The following is a 21179-nucleotide window of genomic DNA, read 5'->3' as shown; positions in this document are numbered from 1 at the left end:
TGCCCGCCCTCATGAGATGAGGGCGGGCATTTTTTTGTCTGAATCTAACCCTGTAGGAGCGAGCTTGCTCGCGATCTTTTGATCTTAAAAAGCTCGCGAGCAAGCTCGCTCCTACAGGGTTTATGGGTTATTTCACCGTTTTCGGGACTTTGCCCTGCTGCATCTGTTGCAGCAGCGGCGCGCACTGGTTGGGTTCACCGCCACTGGGGGCGATCAACGCCAGCAGACCGGCCGCCGGGCCGGCAATCACGCCCAATGCCACCATGCCTGCACCGCGCAGCAGCAGCGGGACCGCCTCTACTCCCGCCGAAGGGTTGCCAAAGGTGCCTTTCACGTACAACGGTGAGCGTAACGAGAACAAACGCAGGCCCTTGGACTCGGGGGTGATTTTCAGGTCGAGCTGCTCGGTGGCGAAGTTTGCAGTGCCGTCGATGTAGATGATCGCGTTCTCGGTATCAAACACAAACAACTGCGAAGTGGCCAGACCATTCTTGATCCCGAAGTCTGCCGCCGCACAGTTGATCTTCACGTCTTCGTCGCCAAAGATTTTGCCCACCACATAGTTACCGACGTTCAGGCCGGCAATTTCCATAAGGCTGCGGCTGATGGCGCCATCATTGATGATCATCTTCAAGCCGCCATTGGCCGTGCCCAGTAACTTGGCCACCGAGTTGCCAGTGCCCGAAAGCGTGGCATCGCCATTGAGCTCACCAAAACTGGTCTTCATCGGTTCAAAGGTGGGGAACAGCTGCTTGAGCTTGAAATTGCGCGCGGTGAGTTTGGCCCGCCCCTGCAACGGCGTACTGCGCCCGTTGAGGTTGATTTGCGCATCCAGCTTGCCGCCCGCCACGCCGAAACGCAGGGGTTCGAGTTTCAGCTCGCCATTGTCCAGCACCACGTGGGTGTACAGGTCAGTGAACGGCAGCTCGGCACTCTGGACGATGCGCTTGCCGGTGAACTCCACATCGGCATCCATATCGCGCCAGCGTTCAGTGCGGAACTCTTCAACCGGCAGCACTTTGCCCGCCGGTTGCTTGCTGTCACCGCCACGGGCTTTTTGCTTGGCGTTGGAGTCAGCGCCAATCAACGGGGCCAGGTCAGCCATCAGCAATTGATTGGACACCAGTGCGCCGCTCAGTTTGGGCCGTGGCTGGCTGGCGACGTATTTCAGGTTGCCATGAATATCGCTGCTACCGATTTTGCCGTTGAAGTTTTCGTAGGTGAAGATTGCGCCGTCCGGCTCATGCAGTTTGGCAATCAGGTGGCCATCGGTTGAGTACGGCGGCGAGTCAGGCAGGGTTACGCCGGTCAGTGGATACAGGTTGCCCAAGCTGCTGCCTGCCAACTTCAGGCGCAGGTCCAGCGCCCCCAGATGGAGCGGGTCGGTCAGGGTGCCGGCCAGCTCGACTTTGGTGTCGGCAATGCTCACTTGCGCCTGCAAAGGGAAGGGTTTGGCCGCGTCCTGCAAGGCCAGCAGGCCGCCAATTTTCCCGGTGCCGTCGAGGCTCTGGCCGTGGTACTGACCTTTGACCTTCAGGGCGAAGGCATAGTCTTGTGGTGCGCTACCTTTCTCCAGCGCTTTTTTTGCAGCGCTCTGGCCGACGATGTCGCTGAACGGGACGGGTTTGCCCAGCGGATCAATCAGTACATCAAGACGGGTTTTCAGGGTCTGGTCATTAAGCGTTACATGGCCCTTGTCGAAACCAATGGCGCCTATGTCCACTGTCCAGTCCGAGGGTTTTTCGTTCGGGTCTTTGGGGTCGAACGTGAATGTCCAGTTCGCCCGGCCATCGGCCAGACGTTCAAGGCTGGCCGAGGGTTCGGTCAGATCGATACGCGGGATATCCACGGTCTGCGTCAGCAACGCCAGCGGCGACAGACGCAGCTCAACCTTCTTGAGGCTGGCCATTTGCGGTGCCTTGGACCACTCGGGATTGCCCAGGGTCAGGTCTTCGGCAATCACGTGGGGCCAGGGCACCCAGGCACGCCAGCCCCCTTCGTCCGCTTCACGCTGCCAGCGCACGGCGAGGTTGCCGTTAATGGCAAAGGGACGATGGAGGATGTCAGACACCTTGGTATTGATTGTGGGCTTGATCCGGTTCCAGTCGAAGGTAGCGAGGATCACCACCAGAACCACCACCAGCAGAACCAAAATACCGCCAATCCAGGCAAGGATTTTACGGGTGCGTGTCATGTAACGGCTCCTTATTACGGCTGAACGTCCCAACTGCGGCATTTATGAAGGGCTGCGACGCTAATAAAAGTACGACTGTCTGAGAGCGCTCAAGGTTTAACCGGCGTACGACTTTAGTAAAAAAGCTGCCCGAAAGCCGCGTACCAGAGCACTCAAGACTGAACAATCAATTGTGTTGATTATCACCATTGGCCGTATGAACTTTGATATCCAGGATCCAAGCGTAGCATTGCCTCCATACACAGTTCATTGCACTGCTACGGAGCACCCACCTCATGAAACGCCCATTATTGCTTGGTCTTACCCTTTCACTGTTTGCCATTAACGCCTTTGCGATGCCTGCCGACGATGAGCCGACACCTATGGCTCAACCCGCTTCCAGCACCTTGAGCCAACCGCTCAACCCTGTGGCTGAAGACGGTGCACAACGCACCCTGGACCAGCAGAACCGCGTGGCTGAAGACGGCTACGATCGCACTCAACGCCAGAACAACCTGGTGGCTGAAGGCGGCGCGGATCGTCTTGCCGAAAGGAATCAACGTGCCAGCTAAGCCAATACTTGTAGTCGCTGCCGCAGGCTGCGATGGGGTGCACAGCAGCCCCAAGACGCTATAGGTCCTGCAGCCCTTATCGCAGCCTTCGGCAGCGACTACAGGGATTGATCATCACACCGTTCGACGTCATCAAAGCCGATTTGCTAGAGTGCGCCGCTGTACTTGTCTGGAATGCCAGCCCCGATGCTGCCTCGCGCCGAACAGAAACAACAAACCCGCCTTGCGCTGATGGATGCCGCCCGCCACTTAATGGAATCGGGCCGCGGCTTTGGCAGCCTTAGCTTGCGTGAAGTCGCTAAAACCGCCGGCATTGTGCCTACCGGCTTTTATCGCCACTTCAGCGACATGGACCAACTGGGCCTGGCGCTGGTCAGTGAAGTCGGTCAGACCTTTCGCGAAACCATTCGCCTGGTGCGTCACAACGAGCTGTTCATGGGCGGTGTCATCAACGCCTCGGTACGGATCTTTCTCGATGTGGTGCAAGCCAACCGTTCGCAGTTTTTGTTTCTGGCCCGCGAGCAATACGGCGGTTCTCAGCCTGTTCGCCAGGCCATCGGTGCGTTGCGCGAAGACATCACCTCGGACCTTGCGGCAGACCTTGGGTCCAAGCCCAAGTTGCAGCACTTGAACCATGCAGGCCTCACGGTGATTGCCGATCTGGTAGTTAAAAGTGTGTTTGCCGCCTTGCCCGATGTCATCGACCCGCCCGCAGAGGCGCTCCCCGACTACCTGCAACCCCAGGCAAAAATCAGCCAGCAGCTGCGCTTTATCTTTATCGGCCTCAAGCACTGGCAAGGGCTGGGCAGTACCGAGTAAAAGCGCGCACCTTGTTGGTGCGGCATAACACTCGCAGCGCACCATTATCGCTCACCCCTGCCCGCTCCCCTTCCCCGGATCACTCGCCTTTGTTGTGCAACCCAAGGTTGGCAAGCCCCTTGCTCTGTTCAAGGCATTGTCAATTGCAGGAAGCCTACCGATGTTGGTGATTCATCGCAGAGTTCAGCCCCACCCCGTGTGGAGCGCCGAGTTACACCTCAACTTCGAAGCCCGAAGCAAAAGCCGTTTGCGTTGTTTCAGCAGTGACGCCGAGGACGTAGGCCTGTTCCTTGAGCGCGGACAAGCGCCCCTGCATGACGGCGAATTTCTGCAAGCCCAGGACGGGCGCATCGTGCGGGTGTGTGCCAGCCCCGAAAAGTTGCTGCACGTGACCTGTCTCAATGCCTTTGAGTTGACCCGCGCGGCCTATCACCTGGGCAACCGCCATGTCGCCTTGCAAGTCGGCGATGGCTGGCTGCGCCTGCTCGATGACTACGTGCTCAAGGCCATGCTGGAACAATTGGGCGCGCAGGCCGAAGCCATTGAGGCGCCGTTCCAGCCTGAGCATGGCGCCTACGGCGGCGGTCATCACCATTCCCGCGCAGGCGAAGAAGACTTCAACTACGCGCCGCGCCTGCATCAGTTTGGCGTGCGTTTGTGAATCCGGCATGGGCGCTGTTGCGCCTGGCCAGCCCACAGCTGCCGATTGGCGGCTACAGCTATTCCCAGGGCCTGGAAATGGCCGTCGAGAATGGCCGGGTATGTAACCCGGCAACTGCCAGCCGCTGGATCAGTGATCAATTGCTGCTCAATCTGGCGCGCTTCGAGGCTCCGTTGCTGCTCGCCCATTGCCGGGCGGCGGCCGACGAAGACTGGAGTGCCTTGCAGCAGTTTTGCGACGAACACCGCGCCAGTCGTGATACCCGCGAATTGCATCAGGAGAGCCGGCAAATGGGCTACTCCCTGCAGCAACTGCTGGTGGGCTTGCCCGAGCTGGATGAGCCTGCACGGCTGTTTCTGGCACAGCAAACCGAGCCGCATCTGGCACTCGGCTGGGCGCTGGCCGCCCGCGCCTGGGGCATCAGCCCGGCGGATGCGCTGGCAGCCTGGTTATGGAGCTGGCTGGAGAACCAATTGGCCGTGCTGATGAAAACCCTGCCGCTGGGCCAGCAAGCAGCTCAACGCATGACCAGCGAATTGTCACCGGCGCTGCAGCAGGCACAGCAACACGCCAGCACCCTCGATTTATCCCGTTTGGGCAGCGCCGCTTTCGGCCTGTCATTGGCGAGCATGGCCCACGAGCGCCAGTACAGCCGTCTGTTCCGTTCCTAGGAGAATGCAATGAACACACAACCTTTACGCGTTGGTATCGGCGGCCCGGTGGGCTCCGGCAAAACTGCCCTGACCCTGGCCCTGTGCCTGGCGTTGCGCGACAAATACAACCTGGCGGTGGTCACCAACGACATTTATACCCGTGAAGATGCCGACTTTCTGGTGCGCAACGAGGCGCTGGCGCCGGAGCGGATCATCGGTGTTGAAACCGGCGGCTGCCCGCACACGGCCATTCGTGAAGATGCGTCGATCAACCTCGAAGCCGTGGATCAGCTGAACCGGCGCTTCCCCGGGCTGGATCTGATTCTGGTGGAGTCGGGTGGGGATAACTTGTCGGCCACCTTCAGCCCGGAACTGTCCGACCTGACGATCTACGTGATCGATGTCTCCGCGGGGGACAAGTTGCCGCGCAAGGGCGGCCCCGGGATTTGCAAATCCGACTTGCTGGTGATCAATAAAATCGATCTCGCGCCGCTGGTGGGCGCATCGCTGGAGCTGATGGACAGCGACACCCGACGCATGCGCGGCGCCAAGCCCTTTGTGTTCAGCAATCAAAAAACCGGCCACGGCCTGGACACCATCGTGGCGTTTATTGAAAAGCAGGGACTGTTGATCACGTAACCCGTTGTTCGCAGGAGCGAGCTGGCTCGCGATCTTTGTGGGCGCTTTAAAAGATTGCGAGCAAGCTCGCTCCTACAGAGTTTTGCATCACGGTGTATCATGTCGCGCAAACGCCCCAGCCGTGACGACGCCTGCCAATGCCCCATGTAGCCAGCTCCGCCTTCCCGCTTGAACTGACCGCCCTGTTTGCGGCGGTACAGCAGCATTTTCGCCAGGTCATTGTGCCGCTCTGGCAAGGCCCAGGCTGGAATGCCGAGCTGGAACTGCCCTATGAGGCACTCAGCCCCGAGCACCGGCCCCTGGCGCCCCAGCGCTATCGCGCCATGGCCTGCGCCCGTCAACTGTATCTATTCGCCAGCCTGATCGATGACCCCGCCTTCCCCGGCGCCGCCGAGCGGGCGGGCATGTTGTTTCGCTCGCTGCAGAGCCACTTTCACGACGCGGTACACGGTGGCTGGTTTTACAGCATCGACCCCGCCGGCGCGCCGCTGGACCCGCGTAAAGACCTCTACACCCACGCCTTCATCATCTTTGCCTGCGCTCATTACTGGGCCAAAGTGCGTGAGCCTTGCGTGGAGTCAGTGCTTAATGCAGCGCTGAAAGTTGTCGCCGAGCGCTTCAGTGACGGTAATGGCCTGTACGAAGCCAGCCTCGACCAGGACTGGTCAACGCTAAATAGCGGCCCGCTGCAAAACCCGTTGATGCATTTGGCCGAAGCGTTTCTGGCAACTCTGTCGGTCCGCGACGATGCGCAGGTACACACAGCTTTGCTGGCACTGGCCCATGGCATGCAGCAACGCTTTATCGAGCCTGTGCATAACGCATTGCTCGAAAAGCCGCTGGGAGCTGTGGATAACTGGTTTGAACCGGGGCATCAGTTTGAGTGGTTCTACTTGCTGGAGTCCTCGCCGCTGCTGCGTCAAACAGCGTTGCACGACTCGCTTGCGGTCGCCTTCGACTTTGCCGAGCAGGTTGGGGTTGACCCGCAGACCGGGGCGGTCTGCGGCATGCTGGCCCCGGATGGCACGCTGCGTGATGGCACCCAGCGCATCTGGGCCCAGGCCGAGTACCTGCGCGCCCTGACCTTGCGCCCTACCCCCCTGCCCCGTCTGCAACGCCAATTGCAGGCGCTGCAGCAGAACTTTTTACATGCGGGCGGCTGGTATGAATGCCGTGATGCGGCAGGTGATGTGAGCCGCCAGGACATGCCTTCGACGACCCCGTATCACCTGGCCACCTGCTACAGCGGCCTGGCGCAATTTTTGTAGGAGCGAGCTTGCTGTAGGAGCGAGCTTGCTCGCGAGCTCTTTCCATATGTTCACGGGAAAATCTCGCAAGCAAGCTCGCTCCTAAAGGGTCAGGCAATCCACTTGCGATCGCCGGTGAAGCAGATGGTCAGCCAGCGGGCGCTGTCAGCGGCGCCCAACATGCCTGAGATTTCTTCACGAATCGCGTCCAGAGTCTTGATACCGGTCAGCGGGTAACCCGCCGGCAGCACAATGTGAATCTCGATAAAGCGCGCCCGCCCATGCTTTTGCACATAGGTTTTGTAGCCCTCAAAGCCATGGCGCGCCGAGATGTCTTCGAGCACCTCACGCACCTTGTCATCGAGCTTGTCCGGGGCGATACCCAGGACGTCGCGCAAGGCCGGCCTGAGAATTTTGAACGAGGGCGCCAGCATGCTGAAAGCCAGCAAAATCAGGATCGCCGGGTCAACATAGGCCGCCCACTGTGCATAACCCTGCTGTTTCAAAATCAGCGCCGTGACAAAACTTATCAACAGCCCCACCGAGAGCATGGCGTCCACCAGCCAACTGATGTTGTCGAACTGGATCAGGGTTGATTTAAGCTTGCGGTTTTTACGCCGGACCCAGAAGTAATACGCGAACTCGATCACGGTAAACACCGCCGCGTAGACGATCACCAGACCCAGTTCAATATCGCGCCCGCCATTGATAATGCCGAACACGCCATTGAGAAAGGCGTAGATCGCAATCAAAAACAGGAAACTGCCTTCGATCAACAAGACCATGGGCTCAAGGTGCCAGAAGCCGAACTGGAACCGCTGATTGCTTTCCTTGGCGATCAGCTGTGCCGTAATCAGCATCAGTACTTTGATAAAGGTCGCGATCAAAGAGAAAAATCCATCGAACAAGATGGATTGGGAACCCGAAATGACGCCTGTCACGATGCCGGCAATGGCCACCGCGAACATAAGAATGGTCGATTGTTTGAGCAGGTTCTGCTCACCACGGTTACTCACAAAAACTCCTTTTCAGCCCGGTTGAATGCGACCCCCTCAAGAGGTCGCTAATGGGCTGCCAGGGGTGAGTTTACTCCTTGGCATGGCGCTCGATGGCAAAACCGCTCCAGGACTGCGTGACGGGCATCAGTTCCAGGCGATTAATATTGATGTGGGCCGGGGTATTGAGTACCCAGAAAATCGTGTCGGCGATGTCTTGCGGCTGGATCGGCTCAGCCCCTTGGTAGGTGGCGTCATAGCGTGCCTTGTCGCCGCCAAAGCGCACCATCGAGAATTCGCTTTCGCACAGACCCGGCTCAACGTTGCTGACCCGCACGCCCGTGCCCTGCAAGTCGCAACGCAAGTTCAGGGAAAACTGTTTAACGAAGGCTTTGGTGCCGCCGTACACATGGCTGCCCGGGTACGGATAGCTGCCGGCGATGGAACCCAGATTGACGATGCCCGCACCGCGGCCGTAGGCAATCAGACGGGGTAACAGCAGGCGCGTGGTGTAGAGCAGCCCCTTGATGTTGGTATCGACCATGGTTTCCCAATCGTCGAGGTCGCACTTGGGCGCCGGGTCGGTGCCCAGCGCCAGGCCCGCATTGTTGATAAGTCCGCGCAGCTTGCTGAACGACGGTGGCAAATTGGCAATTGCCTCTTCCATTGCCTTGCGGTCACGTACATCCACGACCAGGCCATGCACTTCGGTCTGGGTGGACAGTTCCGCACACAGTGCATCCAGACGCTCTTTACGGCGACCGGTCAGCACCAGCTTCCAGCCTGCTTGCGCAAACTTGCGTGCGCAGGCCTCACCAAATCCGGAAGTCGCGCCCGTAATAAACAGGGTGGAAGTCATCGTGTTCTCCTTGGCTGGCGGGCATCGGCCGCCGTTGAATAAGACGGGGAGCAGAATGCCCCGACTGCGATTGGGCGGCAAGCGGGCACATGGTTGCGGGCCACGCCTGTACAAAAAACGATCAACCCCTTGCAGGCCATGCCACGTAAGGGCTTGAGCCATATACGCTCATGTTATCCACAGGCCCGTCCACAGTCTTTGGGGGCAACTCTAAAATGCTCGAAGCCTCTAACCACAAGGGCTTGAGCACTTACTCAAGAGTTTTTAACTTGACCGCAACACAGCCAACATGCAGGCGCCCCAAAAAGGTGCAACCCGGTAAAACCTCTTAGATAGCCAGAGGCCAGTAATTACGTAGCTCCGAGCATTCTTTCCAGAGTTTAACCACAGACTTATCCACAGGTTAGTTATCGACTAAGGACTATGTTAATAACTGAACAAATCTGTTGACAAATCCTGCAGCAAGCCAGGTAAAAACCACTGATCAAAAAACAACCACACCCACGCAAGCCCCGAAAACAAAGGCCTGCAGCCAACTACTCCCACGTTACCCACAGCCACCTCCACAGCAAACGGGGACAAGTCAAAATGATGACAAAACAGCTATTTACAGCGGCTTTATGTCGCGCTTTGGCAAGGTCGGAATATTGTTTTCCACAATTTCAAAAAGGCGCTCTGAGAAAGCAAAAAGCCCCTGCAAAGGGGCTGTGAGAATTGTAGGAGCAAGCTTGCCCGCGAGATTTTCAAAGAGCTCGCGAGCAAGCTCGCTCCTACGGGTACAGGGTGAACGGTTTAGTGCCCGCCTAAATACGCATTGCGTACTTCTTCGTTGCTTAACAGTTCCTTGCCGGTACCGGTCAGACGGATTTCGCCGTTGACCATCACGTAAGCGCGGTCCGACAGGCGCAGGGCGTGGTTGGCGTTTTGCTCGACCAGAAAGATGGTCATGCCCGTGGAGGCCAGTTCACGCAAGGTCGCGAAAATCTGCTTCACCACGATCGGCGCCAGCCCCAGGCTGGGTTCGTCCAGCAACAGCAGCTTAGGACGGCTCATCAGGGCCCGGGCAATGGCGAGCATTTGCTGCTCGCCGCCCGACATGGTCATTGCCCGCTGATTGCGCCGCTCCTTGAGCCGCGGGAACAGTTCAAACATGCGCTGCATGTCTTCGTCGACGTGCTTGTCCCCGATGGGGATGGTGCCCATCAGCAGGTTTTCCTCCACCGTCATGTCCGGGAAAACGCGGCGACCTTCCGGCGATTGGGCGATACCGTTGGAAGCAATGTAGTGCGAAGACTTCTGTGTGATGTCCACCCCCTGATAGAGGATCTGCCCGCCGCTGGCCCGTGGCTGGCCGAAAATTGACATCAGCAGCGTGGACTTGCCCGCGCCGTTGGAGCCGATCAGGCTCACGGTTTCACCTTCTTCGATGTGCATCGAGACTTTCTTCAGGGCCTGGATCGGCCCGTAGTGAACGTCCAGTTCCTTGAGTTCGAGGATCGTGCCCGTCATATCAGCTCCTCTTCATCTGCGCCAAGGTAGGCCGCGATCACTTTCGGGTCGTTGCGAATGGTTTCCGGCCCGCCCTGTGCGATCACGTTGCCGTGGTCGAGCACCACGATGTGATCAGAAATACTCATGACCATCCCCATGTCGTGTTCGATCAGCACCACGGTCAAGTCGTGGTCGTCACGCAGCAGGCGAATCATCGCACTGAGCGCCTCGGTTTCTTGCGGGTTAAGCCCTGCCGCCGGTTCGTCGAGGCAGATGATTTGCGGGCGCGTGCACATGGCCCTGGCAATTTCCAGGCGCCGCTGCTGGCCGTAAGACAACTCCCCGGCCAGACGGTTGGCGCAGCCCTCCAGGTCGACGACCTCCAGCCAGTAAAACGCATGGTCCAGCGCATCGCTTTCGGCCTTGCGGTAGCCCTTGGTGTTGAGGATGCCCGCCAGCATGTTGCGGTTGACCCACATGTGCTGGGCCACCAGCAGGTTTTCCAGCACGGACATTTCCTTGAACAGACGAATGTTCTGGAAAGTCCGCGCCAGCCCTGCCCGGTTGACCAGATGGGTACCCCCGAACATCTTGTAGAACAGGCGGCTGGCAAAGGCTTTGGGCGAGATAAAGTCAGTCAGCCTGAACGGCTCGCCCAGCAGCTTGATGACATTGGTGCGCGTGCCACGGGCATTGAGTTCGATCCTGCCGCCGCTGGCTTTATAAAACCCGGTCAGACAGTTGAACACCGTGGTTTTCCCCGCCCCGTTAGGGCCGATCAGGGCAAAGATCGAGTTGCGCTTGACCTGCAAGCTGACATCGCTCAGGGCCTTGATCCCGCCGAAGTGCATCATGAGCTTGTCGACCGAGAGCACTACATCATCATTCGTGGAGAGTTCTTTCATGGCGCGACTCCCTTACGTGGCTTGACCCCGACACGACTGACCCGAATCAGGCCCCGCGGCCGCCAGATCATCATCAACACCATCAATACGCCAAACAACAGCACCCGGTACTCGGCAAAACTGCGCAACAGTTCCGGCGCCACCGTCAGGACAAATGCCGCGATCACCACCCCCACTGTCGAGCCCATACCGCCGAGCACCACAATGGCGAGGATCAGCGCCGACTCAAAGAACGTGAACGAAGACGGGTTGACGAACCCTTGATAGCTGGCAAAAAACACACCGGCCAGGCCCGCCGTCGAGGCACCGAGGGTGAAGGCGGAAAGTTTGACCAGCACGTGATTCAGGCCCATGGAGCGACAGGCGATTTCGTCTTCACGCAATGCTTCCCAGGCGCGCCCGATCGGCATGCGAGTCAGGCGGTGCTTGATGTACAGCACCAGCAACACCACCAGAAACAGCACAATGTAGATAAACAGGAATTTGATATTGGGGTTGTAGTCCAGACCGAAGAACTGATGAAACGGCACCCCGCCATCCTTGGCCACACGACCGAACTCTAGGCCGAAAAACGTCGGCGATGGCACCGGCATGCCGTTGGGGCCACCGGTAAAGGAGAGCCAGTTGTTGAGCACCAGCCGAATGATTTCACCGAAGCCCAAAGTCACGATGGCCAGGTAATCACCATGCATTCGCAACACCGGGAACCCGAGAATGCACCCGGCCATCGCCGCCGCAATGGCCGCCAGCGGCAACACCGACCAGAAACCCAGGCCCAGATACTGATAACCCAGAGCCAGACCGTAGGCACCGATGGCATAGAACGCCACGTAGCCCAGGTCGAGCAGACCCGCCAGGCCGACCACGATGTTGAGCCCCAGCCCCAGCAACACGTAGATCAGGCCGAGGATGACCACCGTCAGGATGTACTTGTTGGCGAAGAACGGAAAAACGATGGCAATCACGATCAGCAGCGGCACGATCCAGCGCAGTCGTGACTTGTAATCCGGTGGCAGCACGTGCACGCCGGAGCCGGTGGACTCGAACCCCTGAAGGATTTTCAGGCCCCTGCCCGTTTGCAGGAACAGGCTGAGAACGAAGCGCCCCACCATCACGATCGCAACCAGCCAGCCGACCCGCGCCGGTTGCAGGTTAAAGCTGTAACCGTCGAGCACTACGCCGACGATGGGTCCAAACACAATCAATGAGATCAACCCGGCAAGGATCGAGTCAACGACGCTTTTCTTGATATCAACCGGTTTATTAATGGCTGCAGACATACTTACACCTTCGCCACGAGAGGACGACCCAGCAGGCCTTGGGGACGGAAAATCAGAATCAGCACCAGCAGTGAGAAACTGAACACATCTTTGTAATCGGAGTTAACCAGGCCAGCAAAAAGCGACTCGGAAATACCCAGGATGATCCCGCCGAGCATGGCGCCGGGCAACGATCCGATCCCGCCGAGTACCGCAGCCGTGAAGGCCTTGATCCCGATAATGAAGCCGGCGTAAAAGTCGAACGTGCCGTAGTTCATGGTAATCAGCACCCCGGCCAGCGCGGCCATGGCAGCACCTATTACGAACACGTAGGAAATCACCCGATCGGTGTTGATTCCCAGGATCGACGCCATCTTGCGGTCTTGTTGGGTCGCACGGCACATGCGCCCCAGCTTGGTGTATTTGATGATGTAGGTCAGCAGGCCCATGCCCGCGAAGGCCGCGATCAGAATGAAGACTTTGGTGTAGGTCAGCTGGACAAAGCCGGTGCCGATATCGACGCGCCAGGAACCACTGAGCAGTGTCGGGACGCCTTGCTGGCGCGAGCCCTGGGCAATTTGCACATAGTTCTGCAGGATCAGGGAAATACCGATGGCGCTGATCAGCGGCGCCAGCCGTGTGGAGTTTCGCAGGGGTTTGTACGCCACGCGTTCGATCACCCAGCCATACACGCCAGTCACTATGACGGTGAAGACCAGGGTGCCCAACATCAGCAGCGGGAAAGACTCAACGCCGAAGTATGCCAACAGAGCCAGACTGATCGCCGCGAGGTAAGCGGAGATCATGTACACCTCGCCGTGGGCGAAGTTGATCATGCCGATGATGCCGTAGACCATTGTGTAGCCGATGGCAATCAGGCCGTAAACAGACCCGAGGGTCAGGCCGTTCAGCAGTTGCTGTAGGAATATACCGTCCATAACGCAATCTCACGCACTTGAGCCATTGCACAAACGTGCCTGCAAGGCACGGTTTGCGCGGCTCCTGGAAAAGAAGACAGGTGATGCAGACATGCCTGATGCCCTTTGTCCGTAGGAGCGAGCGTGCTCGCGATCTTTAACAGCTCGCGAGCACGCTCGCTCCTACAGAAGAAGGCAGAGCGGCTTATCTCACTTCTGTTTTTCCAGCTGGTGATACTTGCCGTCCTTGTCCCACTGGTAAACCACGTAGTCAGAGACTTTGAGGTCGCCTTTGGCGTCCCATTCCTTCTTGCCCATCACGGTTTCTACCGGGTGGGCCTTGAGCCACTTGGCAGCGTCTTCGCCCTTGTTGGACTTGGCGCCGTTGAAGGCATCTGCCAGGGCCTGTACCGAGGCGTAGGCGTACAGGGTGTAGCCTTCCGGCTCGGTGCCGGCTTTACGGAACTGCTCAACCACCGCCTTACTGTCCGGTAGCAGGCGCGGGTCGGCGCCGAAGGTCATGTACACACCATCGACATACTGCGGGCCGCCTGCGGTGGCCACCAGTTCGTCGGTTACAACACCATCATCGGACATGAACTTCACATCCTTGAGGCCGGCCTCACGCAGTTGACGCACCAGAGGCCCCGCTTCCGGATGCAGGCCACCGAAATACACCACATCGGCTCCCAGCGAACGGATTTTGGTTACCAGGGCACTGAAGTCTTTTTCGCCACGGGTAAGCCCTTCTTCCAGGATCGGCTTCACGCCGCGCTTGGTCAGTTGGGCGCTGGTGGCATCGGCCAGACCTTTACCGTAGGTGTCCTTGTCGTTGATAACGGCGACTTTCTTGCCCTTGAGCACGTCGACAATGTAGTCGCCCGCCACGATGCCCTGCTGGTCATCGCGCCCGCACATACGGAACACCGCGTCCAGCTTGCGCTCGGTAACCTGCGGGTTGGTCGAGCCCGGCGTAATCATGATGACACCGGCATCGGCATACACATCCGACGCCGGGATGGTGTTCGAAGAACAGAAGTGACCTACAACCCCGATGACCTTGTCCTGATCGACCAAACGGTTGGCAACCGCTACAGCCTGCTTGGGCTCACAGGCATCGTCGCCCGCCACCAGCTTGATTTGCTCGCCGTTAATCCCGCCTGCCTTGTTGATTGCATCCGCAGCCGCCTGCGCACCCTTCATGTACTGCTCGCCAAATGCAGCATTGGCACCGGTCATCGGGCCCGCCACACCGATTTTCACATCAGCCTGAACAAACGAAGAAACACCCAACGCTGCTGCTACTGCGAGGGCCAGAAAACCTTTCTTGTAGAACGTCTGCGACATGAGGTGGTGCTCCTGAGGTTTTATTAGATGGCACTTCGACTTCACGTGAAGCTCAGAGCAAGGCGCGTGCCATTGGTTTTTTATTCTTAAAAAAGCCGTTGTCTTATTGTTATATCGACTGTTTTGAGCCCATTTTCATTGGGCGTGCAACCGTCTAGACCGAGGAAGGTGAAACCGTTTTTGATGGGCTGGTGATACCTGAAACGACAAGTGTTGCAACCGGGTTGCCCAGCACCGGGCAACCACTCTGTAACCACCCGCGTCACCTAACTGCACACTCCCGGTGCACGACTGCTACAGGCCGCACCATCAGAGGCTGGTCGCCGCCGGGGCAAATGCGTCAGGGAGGATGAAAAACGTTGTCAGATGACAATCCGCAAGCATTGACCGGCGTGGTACAGCGAAAACCCGGCTTCGTACAGGCAACTGCGCAGCCCCGTGCCAGACAGCGGCCGCATCGGCGCAAAGGGTATCGGCAGGGCTTGGGCATCGCCGTTACACAGGTAATCGGCAAATGCTTTACCCACCACGGTGCCGGTGGTCACGCCCCGGCCGTTGTACCCGGTTACTGCCACCAAACCGGGCGCGGGCTCGAACAGACGCATCAAATGATCAGGGGTAAAGGCGATGCAGCCGGTCCAGGTGCATTCCCACTCCACCCCTTTGAGGTACGGGAAGTAGTGTTGCTGCACGCGATCGGCCCAGGCTTTTAGAAACCAGGCCGGTTTTTGATTGCCGTTGCCCAGGCTGCCCAGCAACAAACGGCCTTCGGCGTCACGGCGGATACTGCTCAATACCTGACGGGTGTCCCATGAGCCCTGCCCGCCGGGCAAGATGCGGTCGGCGCTGCCATCGGTCAGCGGTCTGGAGGCCACCTGGTAGTAATAACCGGGGAAAAAGTTGCGTCGCAAGTCAGTCCATTCACCCTCGGTGTAGGCATTGGAGGCCAGCACCACTTGCTCGGCACTCACCGCGCCCTGAGCGGTTTGCACCGACCAGCGCTGGCCTTGGCGCTCCAGCCCGGTCACGGCGGAGTGATCAAATAAACGGCCGCCCAGGTCACTGGCGGCCTTGGCCAGGCCCGAGGTGTAGGCCATTGGGTTGAGTGTGCCTGCACGCCTGTCGAGCAAGGCAGCCGCTATTTTCGGGGTGCCGGTCGCTTCGGCGCAGGCCGCCCCGGTAAGCAGTTGCACAGGTGCGCCCCGACGCTTCCACTGTTGCTCGCGACTGCGCAGGTCCGCTTCGCCACGGGCGTTGTGAGCCATGTGCAGCGTACCTTCACGGCGCAGTTGGCAGTCGATGCGGTATTTGTCGACCAGGCTGAAGACCAGTGCCGGGGCAGCACCGAGCATGCGGTTGAGCTGACTGCCCACCGCTTCGCCGAAACCGGCTTCGATCTCGTCCGGAGGGATCCACATCCCGGCATTGACCAGCCCCACGTTACGCCCCGAACCGCCGTGCCCGGTGCGATGAGCCTCGAGCACACAGACGCTTTTGCCCTGCTCAAGCAGGTGAATGGCGGCAGACAAGCCGGTGATACCGGCACCAATCACACACACATCAACGCTCAGTTCGCCCTTGAAGGCTGGCGACTGAGGACGTTGTGGCGTCAGGTTTTCCCACAGACATTGTTCGAGTAAAGGCATTGCCAAGCTCCAGAGATGAAACCCAACGGTGTTGCATTTTTATCCACTAACTGCGGGAGCCGGCCAGCTCCCGCAGTGGCCCTTCACACGAGACTCAATCGAACGTAATACCCTGCGCCAGCGGCAGTTCCAACGAGTAGTTAACGGTATTGGTCTGGCGCCGCATGTAGCCGCGCCACGCATCGGAGCCGGACTCGCGGCCGCCGCCGGTTTCTTTCTCACCGCCAAAGGCGCCGCCAATTTCTGCACCGCTGGGCCCGATGTTGACGTTGGCAATACCGCAATCACTGCCGGTGGCGGACATGAACTGCTCGGCCTCGCGTACATCGGTGGTGAAGATGCACGACGACAGGCCTTGAGGCACGGCATTGTTCAGGCGCAGGGCCTCGCTGAATTCGCTGTAACCGACCACGTACAGGATCGGGGCAAAGGTTTCGCTGCACACCACATCGCTCTGCTCGGGCATTTCCACGATGGCCGGGGCAACGTAATACGCATTCGGGTACTGGCCGGCCAGCTGGCGCTCTCCGCCAAACACCCGACCGCCTTCGCTCAGGGCTTGCTCAAGGGCGTCCTGCATGTTTTCAAAACTGTGTTTGTCGATCAGCGGGCCAACCAGATTGCCTTCCAGCGGATGACCGATGCGCACCCGGGAATAGGCGGCCTTGAGCCGGGTAACGATTTCGTCTTTGACCGAGTCATGGGCGATCAGCCGACGCAGGCTGGTGCAGCGCTGGCCTGCGGTGCCGACGGCGCTGAACAGGATGGCGCGCACGGCCATATCCAGGTCGGCGCTCGGGGCGAGGATCATCGCGTTGTTGCCACCCAGCTCAAGGATGCTGCGGGCAAAGCGTGCGGCAATCTTTGGCGCCACTTCACGCCCCATGCGGGTGCTGCCGGTGGCGCTGATCAGGGCAACGCGCGGGTCATCGACCAGGGCCTCACCTGCGTCCCGGCCACCGATGATCACTTGGGCCAGGTACTTGGGTGCATCGCTGAACGTGTTCAGCACCCGCTCGAACAGTGCCTGACAGGCGAGTGCGGTCAGCGGCGTTTTCTCCGAGGGTTTCCAGATCACCGCGTTGCCGCATACCAGCGCCAGCGTGGTGTTCCAGGCCCAGACGGCCACCGGGAAGTTAAAGGCGCTGATCACCCCCACCACGCCCAGCGGGTGCCAGGTTTCACGCATGTGGTGGCCCGGGCGCTCCGAGGCAATGGTCAGGCCGTAAAGCTGACGCGACAGGCCGACGGCGAAGTCGCAGATGTCGATCATTTCCTGAACTTCGCCCAGGCCTTCCTGGGTGATCTTGCCCGCTTCCCAGGACACCAGCTCGCCCAGATCCGCCTTGTACTCACGCAACAGGTCGCCAAACTGACGCACCAGTTCGCCACGGCGCGGAGCCGGAACCTTGCGCCAGGCCTCGAATGCATGCTCGGCGCGGGTCACGTGTTGCTCGACCTCAGCCGCACCTTCCCAGTGCACTGCGCCAATCCGGCTGCCATCAATGGGCGTGTGTACCGGTTGTTTGCCCTGCTGATACAGCGCAGGGTCAATACCAAGACGATCCAGTAATGCAGCAACCATGGGACACTCCTTTAGCTCAAAAATCGGGTTTTCAGGCCATTAGTTGTAGCTGGCCCACCGCGCGGCAACAAACGACCTTTAAGCGAGATATCATTCCAAAAATTCATGCTGCGCTGGTAACGTTGCCTGACAACAAGAATGAGGGGCCTTTTATGCTCAGCGCTTATGCTAAATAAACGCCATCTGCCATCGATCACCGCCCTCCAGTGTTTCGAGGCGGTAACCCGGCACCTGAGTTTCACCCGCGCCGCCGAAGAGCTGAACCTGACCCAGAGTGCGGTCAGCAAACAGGTCGCGCAGCTGGAGGAGCTGTTACAGCACTTGCTGTTTCGCCGCGTGCGTCGGCGTCTGCAACTGACCCCCGCCGGTGATTTGTATCTGGTAGAAGTCCGAAAAATCCTGACCCAGGTCGAGATGTCGACCCACACCCTGCGCTCCTACGGCGGCGAAACCGAAGTGCTGCGCGTATCGACACCCTCGACCTTCGGCGCCCGCTGGTTGGTGCCGCGCCTCAAAGGCTGGCGACTGCGATACCCGCATATTCATCTGGACCTGTGCAATGAGCAGCAGGCCGATGACTTGCTGCAAGGTCGCAGCGATCTGGCATTTTATTTTGGCCAGGGCGCACGCCCCGGCACCGAGTGCCTGAAGCTGTTTGGCGAAGAACTGGTGGCCGTGTGCGCGCCATCGAGCCTGCCTGAGATGCCCTATACCGACCCTACGCAGCTGACTGAACTGGTGCTGCTGCAAAATGCCTCCCGCCCACAGGCCTGGCATGACTGGTTTGAAAACCAGGGCTATCGCACCGATCACAGCTACCACGGCCCGCGCTTCGACACCTTTTATATGTGTATACGAGCGGCGCAAGTGGGGTGTGGCGTGGCATTGCTGCCACGGTTTCTGGTCGAAGAAGAATTGGCTGACGGCAAACTGGTTGTTGCCTGGCCGTACTCCATGCCGAGTCCCGACGCCTATTACCTGGCTTACCCGGAACATTCGGCCGGCGTGCCCAAGGTGCAGGCATTTGTGGCCTGGATGATGGCGCAATTGAACGACCCACAAACCCTGTAGGCGCGAGCTTGCTCGCGAGCTTTTGACCTTATAAAAGACCACGAGACAAGCTCGCTCCCGCAGATGAAAGAAAAACCGCTGGCAAAACCGCCTGCGGATATGCGCCACTAGCGCCATTCATTGAAAGAGCTGAACGTCGTGATTATCAGGCACGGCCAGCATGGAGATTGCCGCTATGAGCGAGAGTGTGTTTGCCGATCGCATCGTGCAGAACTTGCTCGACACCGACTTCTACAAATTGACCATGATGCAGGCGGTGCTGCACAACTATCCCAACGTTGAAGTCGAATGGGAATTCCGCTGCCGTAACAGTGAGGACTTGCGCCCGTACCTGAGCGAGATTCGCCATCAGATCGAGCGTCTGGGCGAGCTCAGCATGACTCAGGACCAGCTAGGGTTTCTGGAACGAATCACCTTTATGAAGCCCGATTTCATACGCTTCCTGGGCCTGTTTCGCTTCAATTTGCGCTATGTACATACCGGGATCGAAAACGGCGAGCTGGTCATCCGTCTGCGCGGACCGTGGCTGCACGTCATTCTGTTTGAAGTGCCGCTGCTGGCGATTGTCAGTGAGGTACGCAACCGCTCGCGCTATGCCGACACGCTGCTGTCACAGGCCCGCGAGCAGTTGTACCGCAAGTTTGACTGGTTGCTGGCCAACGCCAGCGCCGAAGAACTGGCCGAATTGCAAGTCGCCGATTTCGGAACACGCCGACGCTTTTCTTACCTGGTACAGGAAGAAGTGGTCAGCGTGCTCAAGCACGACTTCCCGGGCCGCTTCGTCGGCACCAGTAACGTCAACCTGTCCCGCGAGCTGGACATGAAGCCGCTGGGCACCATGGCCCATGAATGGATCATGGCCCATCAGCAACTGGGTCCGAGATTGATCGACAGCCAGAGTGCGGCGCTCGATTGCTGGGTGCGCGAATACCGCGGGCTGCTGGGGATTGCCCTGACGGACTGCATTACCACCGATGCATTTCTCGCCGATTTTGATCTGTACTTTGCCAAGCTGTTCGACGGTTTGCGCCATGACTCCGGTGACCCGGTGGTATGGGCCGAAAAATGCATCGCGCACTACCACAAGCTGGGCATTGATCCGATGAGCAAGACCCTGGTCTTCTCCGACAGCCTGACCCTGCCCCGCGCACTGGAGATATTCCGTGCATTGCGCGGGCGGATTAATGTCAGCTTCGGCATCGGCACCAACCTGACCTGTGACATTCCAGGTGTCGAGCCGATGAGCATCGTGCTTAAAATGACCGCCTGTAATGGCTCGCCCGTGGCCAAAATTTCGGACGAGCCGGGCAAGACCCATTGCTCGGACCCGAACTTTGCCGCCTACTTGCGCCATGTTTTCCAAGTTCCTGAACTACCTCCAAAGGAGTGAATCATGCAGGCCGTACAGCGTCAGATTGCTGAAGAGCTCAAGGTCCAACCGCCGTTTAGCGACACCGCAGCCCTTGAGGCCGAGGTGGCACGACGCATTACCTTTATCCAGTGCTGCCTGCACAATTCCGGGCTCAAGACCCTGGTGCTGGGCATCAGCGGCGGGGTCGACTCGCTGACGGCAGGTTTGATGGCCCAGCGCGCGGTCAAGCAACTGCGTGAACAGACTGGCGATCAGGCCTACCGCTTTATTGCCGTGCGCCTGCCATACGGCGTGCAGCACGACGAAATCGACGCCACTGCCGCTGTCGACTTTATTAACCCGGACGAACGTCAAACGGTGAATATCGGCCCGGCAGTAAAAGCACTGGCCGCCGAAATTTCGGCCTTTGAAGGCAAGCCACACGCTACGGTGGATTTTGTGCTGGGCAACACCAAGGCGCGGATGCGCATGGTGGCGCAATACACCATCGCCGGGGCTACGGGTGGCCTGGTGATTGGTACTGACCACGCCGCTGAAGCAGTGATGGGCTTTTTCACCAAATTCGGTGACGGTTCCTGCGACCTGGCACCGCTCAGCGGGCTGGTCAAGAATCAGGTGCGCGCGATTGCACGTCACTTTGGTGCGCCAGAATCGCTGGTGGAGAAAGTCCCGACCGCAGACCTTGAAGACCTGGAACCCGGCAAACCTGACGAAGCATCCCACGGCGTGACCTATGCCGAGATTGATGCCTTTTTGCACGGTCAGCCGGTGAGTCAGGACGCGTTTAACATCATCTGCCGCACGTACGAGAAGACCCAGCACAAGCGTGAGATGCCGCTGGCCCCTTGAAGTAAGCCTTGCACCTGTGGGGACTGGCTTGCCGGCGATGCAATCGCTGGCAACCCTGATCCCACAGGTTTTGCACAGACTGAACATGTACGAAAAAACGGAATGAACCCCACGTTTTT

At 58.9% G+C, this 21179-nt stretch carries 19 protein-coding genes; 9 read left to right on the top strand and 10 right to left on the bottom strand.

The window, feature by feature from the left end; all coding sequences use genetic code 11:
* Positions 1–127 precede the first annotated feature (127 nt).
* On the bottom strand, positions 128–2194 hold the full coding sequence (locus ACP7BO_RS15570; protein ID WP_397455029.1) for an AsmA family protein: 2067 nt from the start codon (positions 2192–2194) through the stop codon (positions 128–130).
* Positions 2195–2469: 275 nt separating this feature from the next.
* Between ACP7BO_RS15570 and ACP7BO_RS15565 the strand changes: the two genes are divergently transcribed.
* The 6 genes from ACP7BO_RS15565 to ACP7BO_RS15540 all read left to right on the top strand — a co-directional run bounded on the left by ACP7BO_RS15565 (position 2470) and on the right by ACP7BO_RS15540 (position 6785).
* Positions 2470–2745, top strand: coding sequence for a hypothetical protein (locus tag ACP7BO_RS15565; protein ID WP_397455030.1), 276 nt, complete (start codon positions 2470–2472; stop codon positions 2743–2745).
* 186 nt (positions 2746–2931) lie between these two features.
* Positions 2932–3564, top strand: coding sequence for a TetR family transcriptional regulator (locus ACP7BO_RS15560; protein WP_003439093.1), 633 nt, complete (start codon positions 2932–2934; stop codon positions 3562–3564).
* 160 nt (positions 3565–3724) lie between these two features.
* Positions 3725–4225 (top strand): urease accessory protein UreE, encoded by a 501-nt coding sequence (gene ureE, locus ACP7BO_RS15555; protein ID WP_060695711.1) that lies wholly within the window; start codon positions 3725–3727, stop codon positions 4223–4225.
* Entirely contained in the window at positions 4222–4896 is a 675-nt protein-coding gene (locus tag ACP7BO_RS15550; RefSeq protein ID WP_397455031.1) for an urease accessory protein UreF, read from the top strand. Before ureE ends, ACP7BO_RS15550 begins: the two co-directional genes overlap by 4 nt.
* Positions 4897–4905: 9 nt before the next feature.
* The gene (ureG, locus tag ACP7BO_RS15545; RefSeq protein WP_060695715.1) at positions 4906–5517 is read left to right on the top strand and encodes an urease accessory protein UreG; all 612 of its coding nucleotides are present in this window, start codon (positions 4906–4908) and stop codon (positions 5515–5517) included.
* A gap of 137 nt (positions 5518–5654) precedes the next feature.
* Positions 5655–6785 (top strand): AGE family epimerase/isomerase, encoded by a 1131-nt coding sequence (locus ACP7BO_RS15540; protein ID WP_426211265.1) that lies wholly within the window; start codon positions 5655–5657, stop codon positions 6783–6785.
* Between the two features lie 89 nt (positions 6786–6874).
* Here ACP7BO_RS15540 and ACP7BO_RS15535 read toward each other — a convergent pair whose 3' ends face one another.
* From ACP7BO_RS15535 to ACP7BO_RS15495, 9 genes are all read right to left on the bottom strand, one after another.
* A complete protein-coding gene (locus tag ACP7BO_RS15535) occupies positions 6875–7780 on the bottom strand; it encodes a cation diffusion facilitator family transporter (RefSeq protein ID WP_060695717.1) in 906 nt (301 codons plus the stop codon).
* Positions 7781–7850: 70 nt separating this feature from the next.
* A complete protein-coding gene (locus ACP7BO_RS15530; RefSeq protein ID WP_060695720.1) occupies positions 7851–8618 on the bottom strand; it encodes an SDR family oxidoreductase in 768 nt (255 codons plus the stop codon).
* Positions 8619–9410: 792 nt separating this feature from the next.
* Positions 9411–10127: an ABC transporter ATP-binding protein gene (locus ACP7BO_RS15525; protein ID WP_060695722.1), complete on the bottom strand. Its 717-nt coding sequence runs from the start codon at positions 10125–10127 to the stop codon at positions 9411–9413.
* A complete protein-coding gene (locus tag ACP7BO_RS15520) occupies positions 10124–11014 on the bottom strand; it encodes an ABC transporter ATP-binding protein (RefSeq protein ID WP_426211262.1) in 891 nt (296 codons plus the stop codon). The genes ACP7BO_RS15525 and ACP7BO_RS15520 overlap by 4 nt, the downstream gene beginning before the upstream one ends.
* Positions 11011–12294, bottom strand: coding sequence for a high-affinity branched-chain amino acid ABC transporter permease LivM (livM, locus tag ACP7BO_RS15515; RefSeq protein ID WP_060695726.1), 1284 nt, complete (start codon positions 12292–12294; stop codon positions 11011–11013). Before livM ends, ACP7BO_RS15520 begins: the two co-directional genes overlap by 4 nt.
* 2 nt (positions 12295–12296) lie before the next feature.
* Complete coding sequence (locus ACP7BO_RS15510; protein ID WP_003439067.1) at positions 12297–13211, bottom strand: ABC transporter permease subunit; 915 nt, start codon at positions 13209–13211, stop codon at positions 12297–12299.
* Between the two features lie 189 nt (positions 13212–13400).
* Entirely contained in the window at positions 13401–14537 is a 1137-nt protein-coding gene (locus ACP7BO_RS15505; protein WP_060695730.1) for a branched-chain amino acid ABC transporter substrate-binding protein, read from the bottom strand.
* Between the two features lie 362 nt (positions 14538–14899).
* On the bottom strand, positions 14900–16183 hold the full coding sequence (locus tag ACP7BO_RS15500; protein WP_426211259.1) for an NAD(P)/FAD-dependent oxidoreductase: 1284 nt from the start codon (positions 16181–16183) through the stop codon (positions 14900–14902).
* Positions 16184–16277: 94 nt separating this feature from the next.
* Positions 16278–17768: an L-piperidine-6-carboxylate dehydrogenase gene (locus ACP7BO_RS15495; RefSeq protein WP_397455034.1), complete on the bottom strand. Its 1491-nt coding sequence runs from the start codon at positions 17766–17768 to the stop codon at positions 16278–16280.
* Positions 17769–17933: 165 nt separating this feature from the next.
* Here ACP7BO_RS15495 and ACP7BO_RS15490 point away from each other — a divergent pair, with 165 nt between their 5' ends.
* The 3 genes from ACP7BO_RS15490 to nadE all read left to right on the top strand — a co-directional run bounded on the left by ACP7BO_RS15490 (position 17934) and on the right by nadE (position 21060).
* Positions 17934–18839, top strand: a complete 906-nt coding sequence (locus ACP7BO_RS15490) for a LysR family transcriptional regulator (protein ID WP_397455035.1) — start codon at positions 17934–17936, stop codon at positions 18837–18839.
* 175 nt (positions 18840–19014) lie between these two features.
* The gene (gene pncB, locus ACP7BO_RS15485) at positions 19015–20229 is read left to right on the top strand and encodes a nicotinate phosphoribosyltransferase (RefSeq protein WP_060695741.1); all 1215 of its coding nucleotides are present in this window, start codon (positions 19015–19017) and stop codon (positions 20227–20229) included.
* Between the two features lie 3 nt (positions 20230–20232).
* Positions 20233–21060 (top strand): ammonia-dependent NAD(+) synthetase, encoded by an 828-nt coding sequence (gene nadE / locus ACP7BO_RS15480; protein WP_397455036.1) that lies wholly within the window; start codon positions 20233–20235, stop codon positions 21058–21060.
* Positions 21061–21179 lie beyond the last annotated feature (119 nt).

It is taken from the genome of Pseudomonas sp. TWR2-1-1, assembly GCF_049897045.1.
Classification (GTDB): domain Bacteria; phylum Pseudomonadota; class Gammaproteobacteria; order Pseudomonadales; family Pseudomonadaceae; genus Aquipseudomonas; species Aquipseudomonas versuta.
Note: the sequence above shows the minus strand (reverse complement) of the source record. Positions and strands in the feature narration are given on the sequence as shown.

What these genes read in the sequence shown, in the direction of transcription:
- ACP7BO_RS15570 (WP_397455029.1), bottom strand. Translation starts at nt 2,194, where the DNA reads ATGACACGCACCCGTAAAATCCTTGCCTGGATTGGCGGTATTTTGGTT.
- ACP7BO_RS15565 (WP_397455030.1), top strand. Translation starts at nt 2,470, where the DNA reads ATGAAACGCCCATTATTGCTTGGTCTTACCCTTTCACTGTTTGCCATT.
- ACP7BO_RS15560 (WP_003439093.1), top strand. Translation starts at nt 2,932, where the DNA reads ATGCTGCCTCGCGCCGAACAGAAACAACAAACCCGCCTTGCGCTGATG.
- ureE (WP_060695711.1), top strand. Translation starts at nt 3,725, where the DNA reads ATGTTGGTGATTCATCGCAGAGTTCAGCCCCACCCCGTGTGGAGCGCC.
- ureG (WP_060695715.1), top strand. Translation starts at nt 4,906, where the DNA reads ATGAACACACAACCTTTACGCGTTGGTATCGGCGGCCCGGTGGGCTCC.
- ACP7BO_RS15540 (WP_426211265.1), top strand. Translation starts at nt 5,655, where the DNA reads ATGCCCCATGTAGCCAGCTCCGCCTTCCCGCTTGAACTGACCGCCCTG.
- ACP7BO_RS15530 (WP_060695720.1), bottom strand. Translation starts at nt 8,618, where the DNA reads ATGACTTCCACCCTGTTTATTACGGGCGCGACTTCCGGATTTGGTGAG.
- ACP7BO_RS15525 (WP_060695722.1), bottom strand. Translation starts at nt 10,127, where the DNA reads ATGACGGGCACGATCCTCGAACTCAAGGAACTGGACGTTCACTACGGG.
- ACP7BO_RS15520 (WP_426211262.1), bottom strand. Translation starts at nt 11,014, where the DNA reads ATGAAAGAACTCTCCACGAATGATGATGTAGTGCTCTCGGTCGACAAG.
- livM (WP_060695726.1), bottom strand. Translation starts at nt 12,294, where the DNA reads ATGTCTGCAGCCATTAATAAACCGGTTGATATCAAGAAAAGCGTCGTT.
- ACP7BO_RS15510 (WP_003439067.1), bottom strand. Translation starts at nt 13,211, where the DNA reads ATGGACGGTATATTCCTACAGCAACTGCTGAACGGCCTGACCCTCGGG.
- ACP7BO_RS15505 (WP_060695730.1), bottom strand. Translation starts at nt 14,537, where the DNA reads ATGTCGCAGACGTTCTACAAGAAAGGTTTTCTGGCCCTCGCAGTAGCA.
- ACP7BO_RS15500 (WP_426211259.1), bottom strand. Translation starts at nt 16,183, where the DNA reads ATGCCTTTACTCGAACAATGTCTGTGGGAAAACCTGACGCCACAACGT.
- ACP7BO_RS15495 (WP_397455034.1), bottom strand. Translation starts at nt 17,768, where the DNA reads ATGGTTGCTGCATTACTGGATCGTCTTGGTATTGACCCTGCGCTGTAT.
- ACP7BO_RS15490 (WP_397455035.1), top strand. Translation starts at nt 17,934, where the DNA reads ATGCTAAATAAACGCCATCTGCCATCGATCACCGCCCTCCAGTGTTTC.
- pncB (WP_060695741.1), top strand. Translation starts at nt 19,015, where the DNA reads ATGAGCGAGAGTGTGTTTGCCGATCGCATCGTGCAGAACTTGCTCGAC.
- nadE (WP_397455036.1), top strand. Translation starts at nt 20,233, where the DNA reads ATGCAGGCCGTACAGCGTCAGATTGCTGAAGAGCTCAAGGTCCAACCG.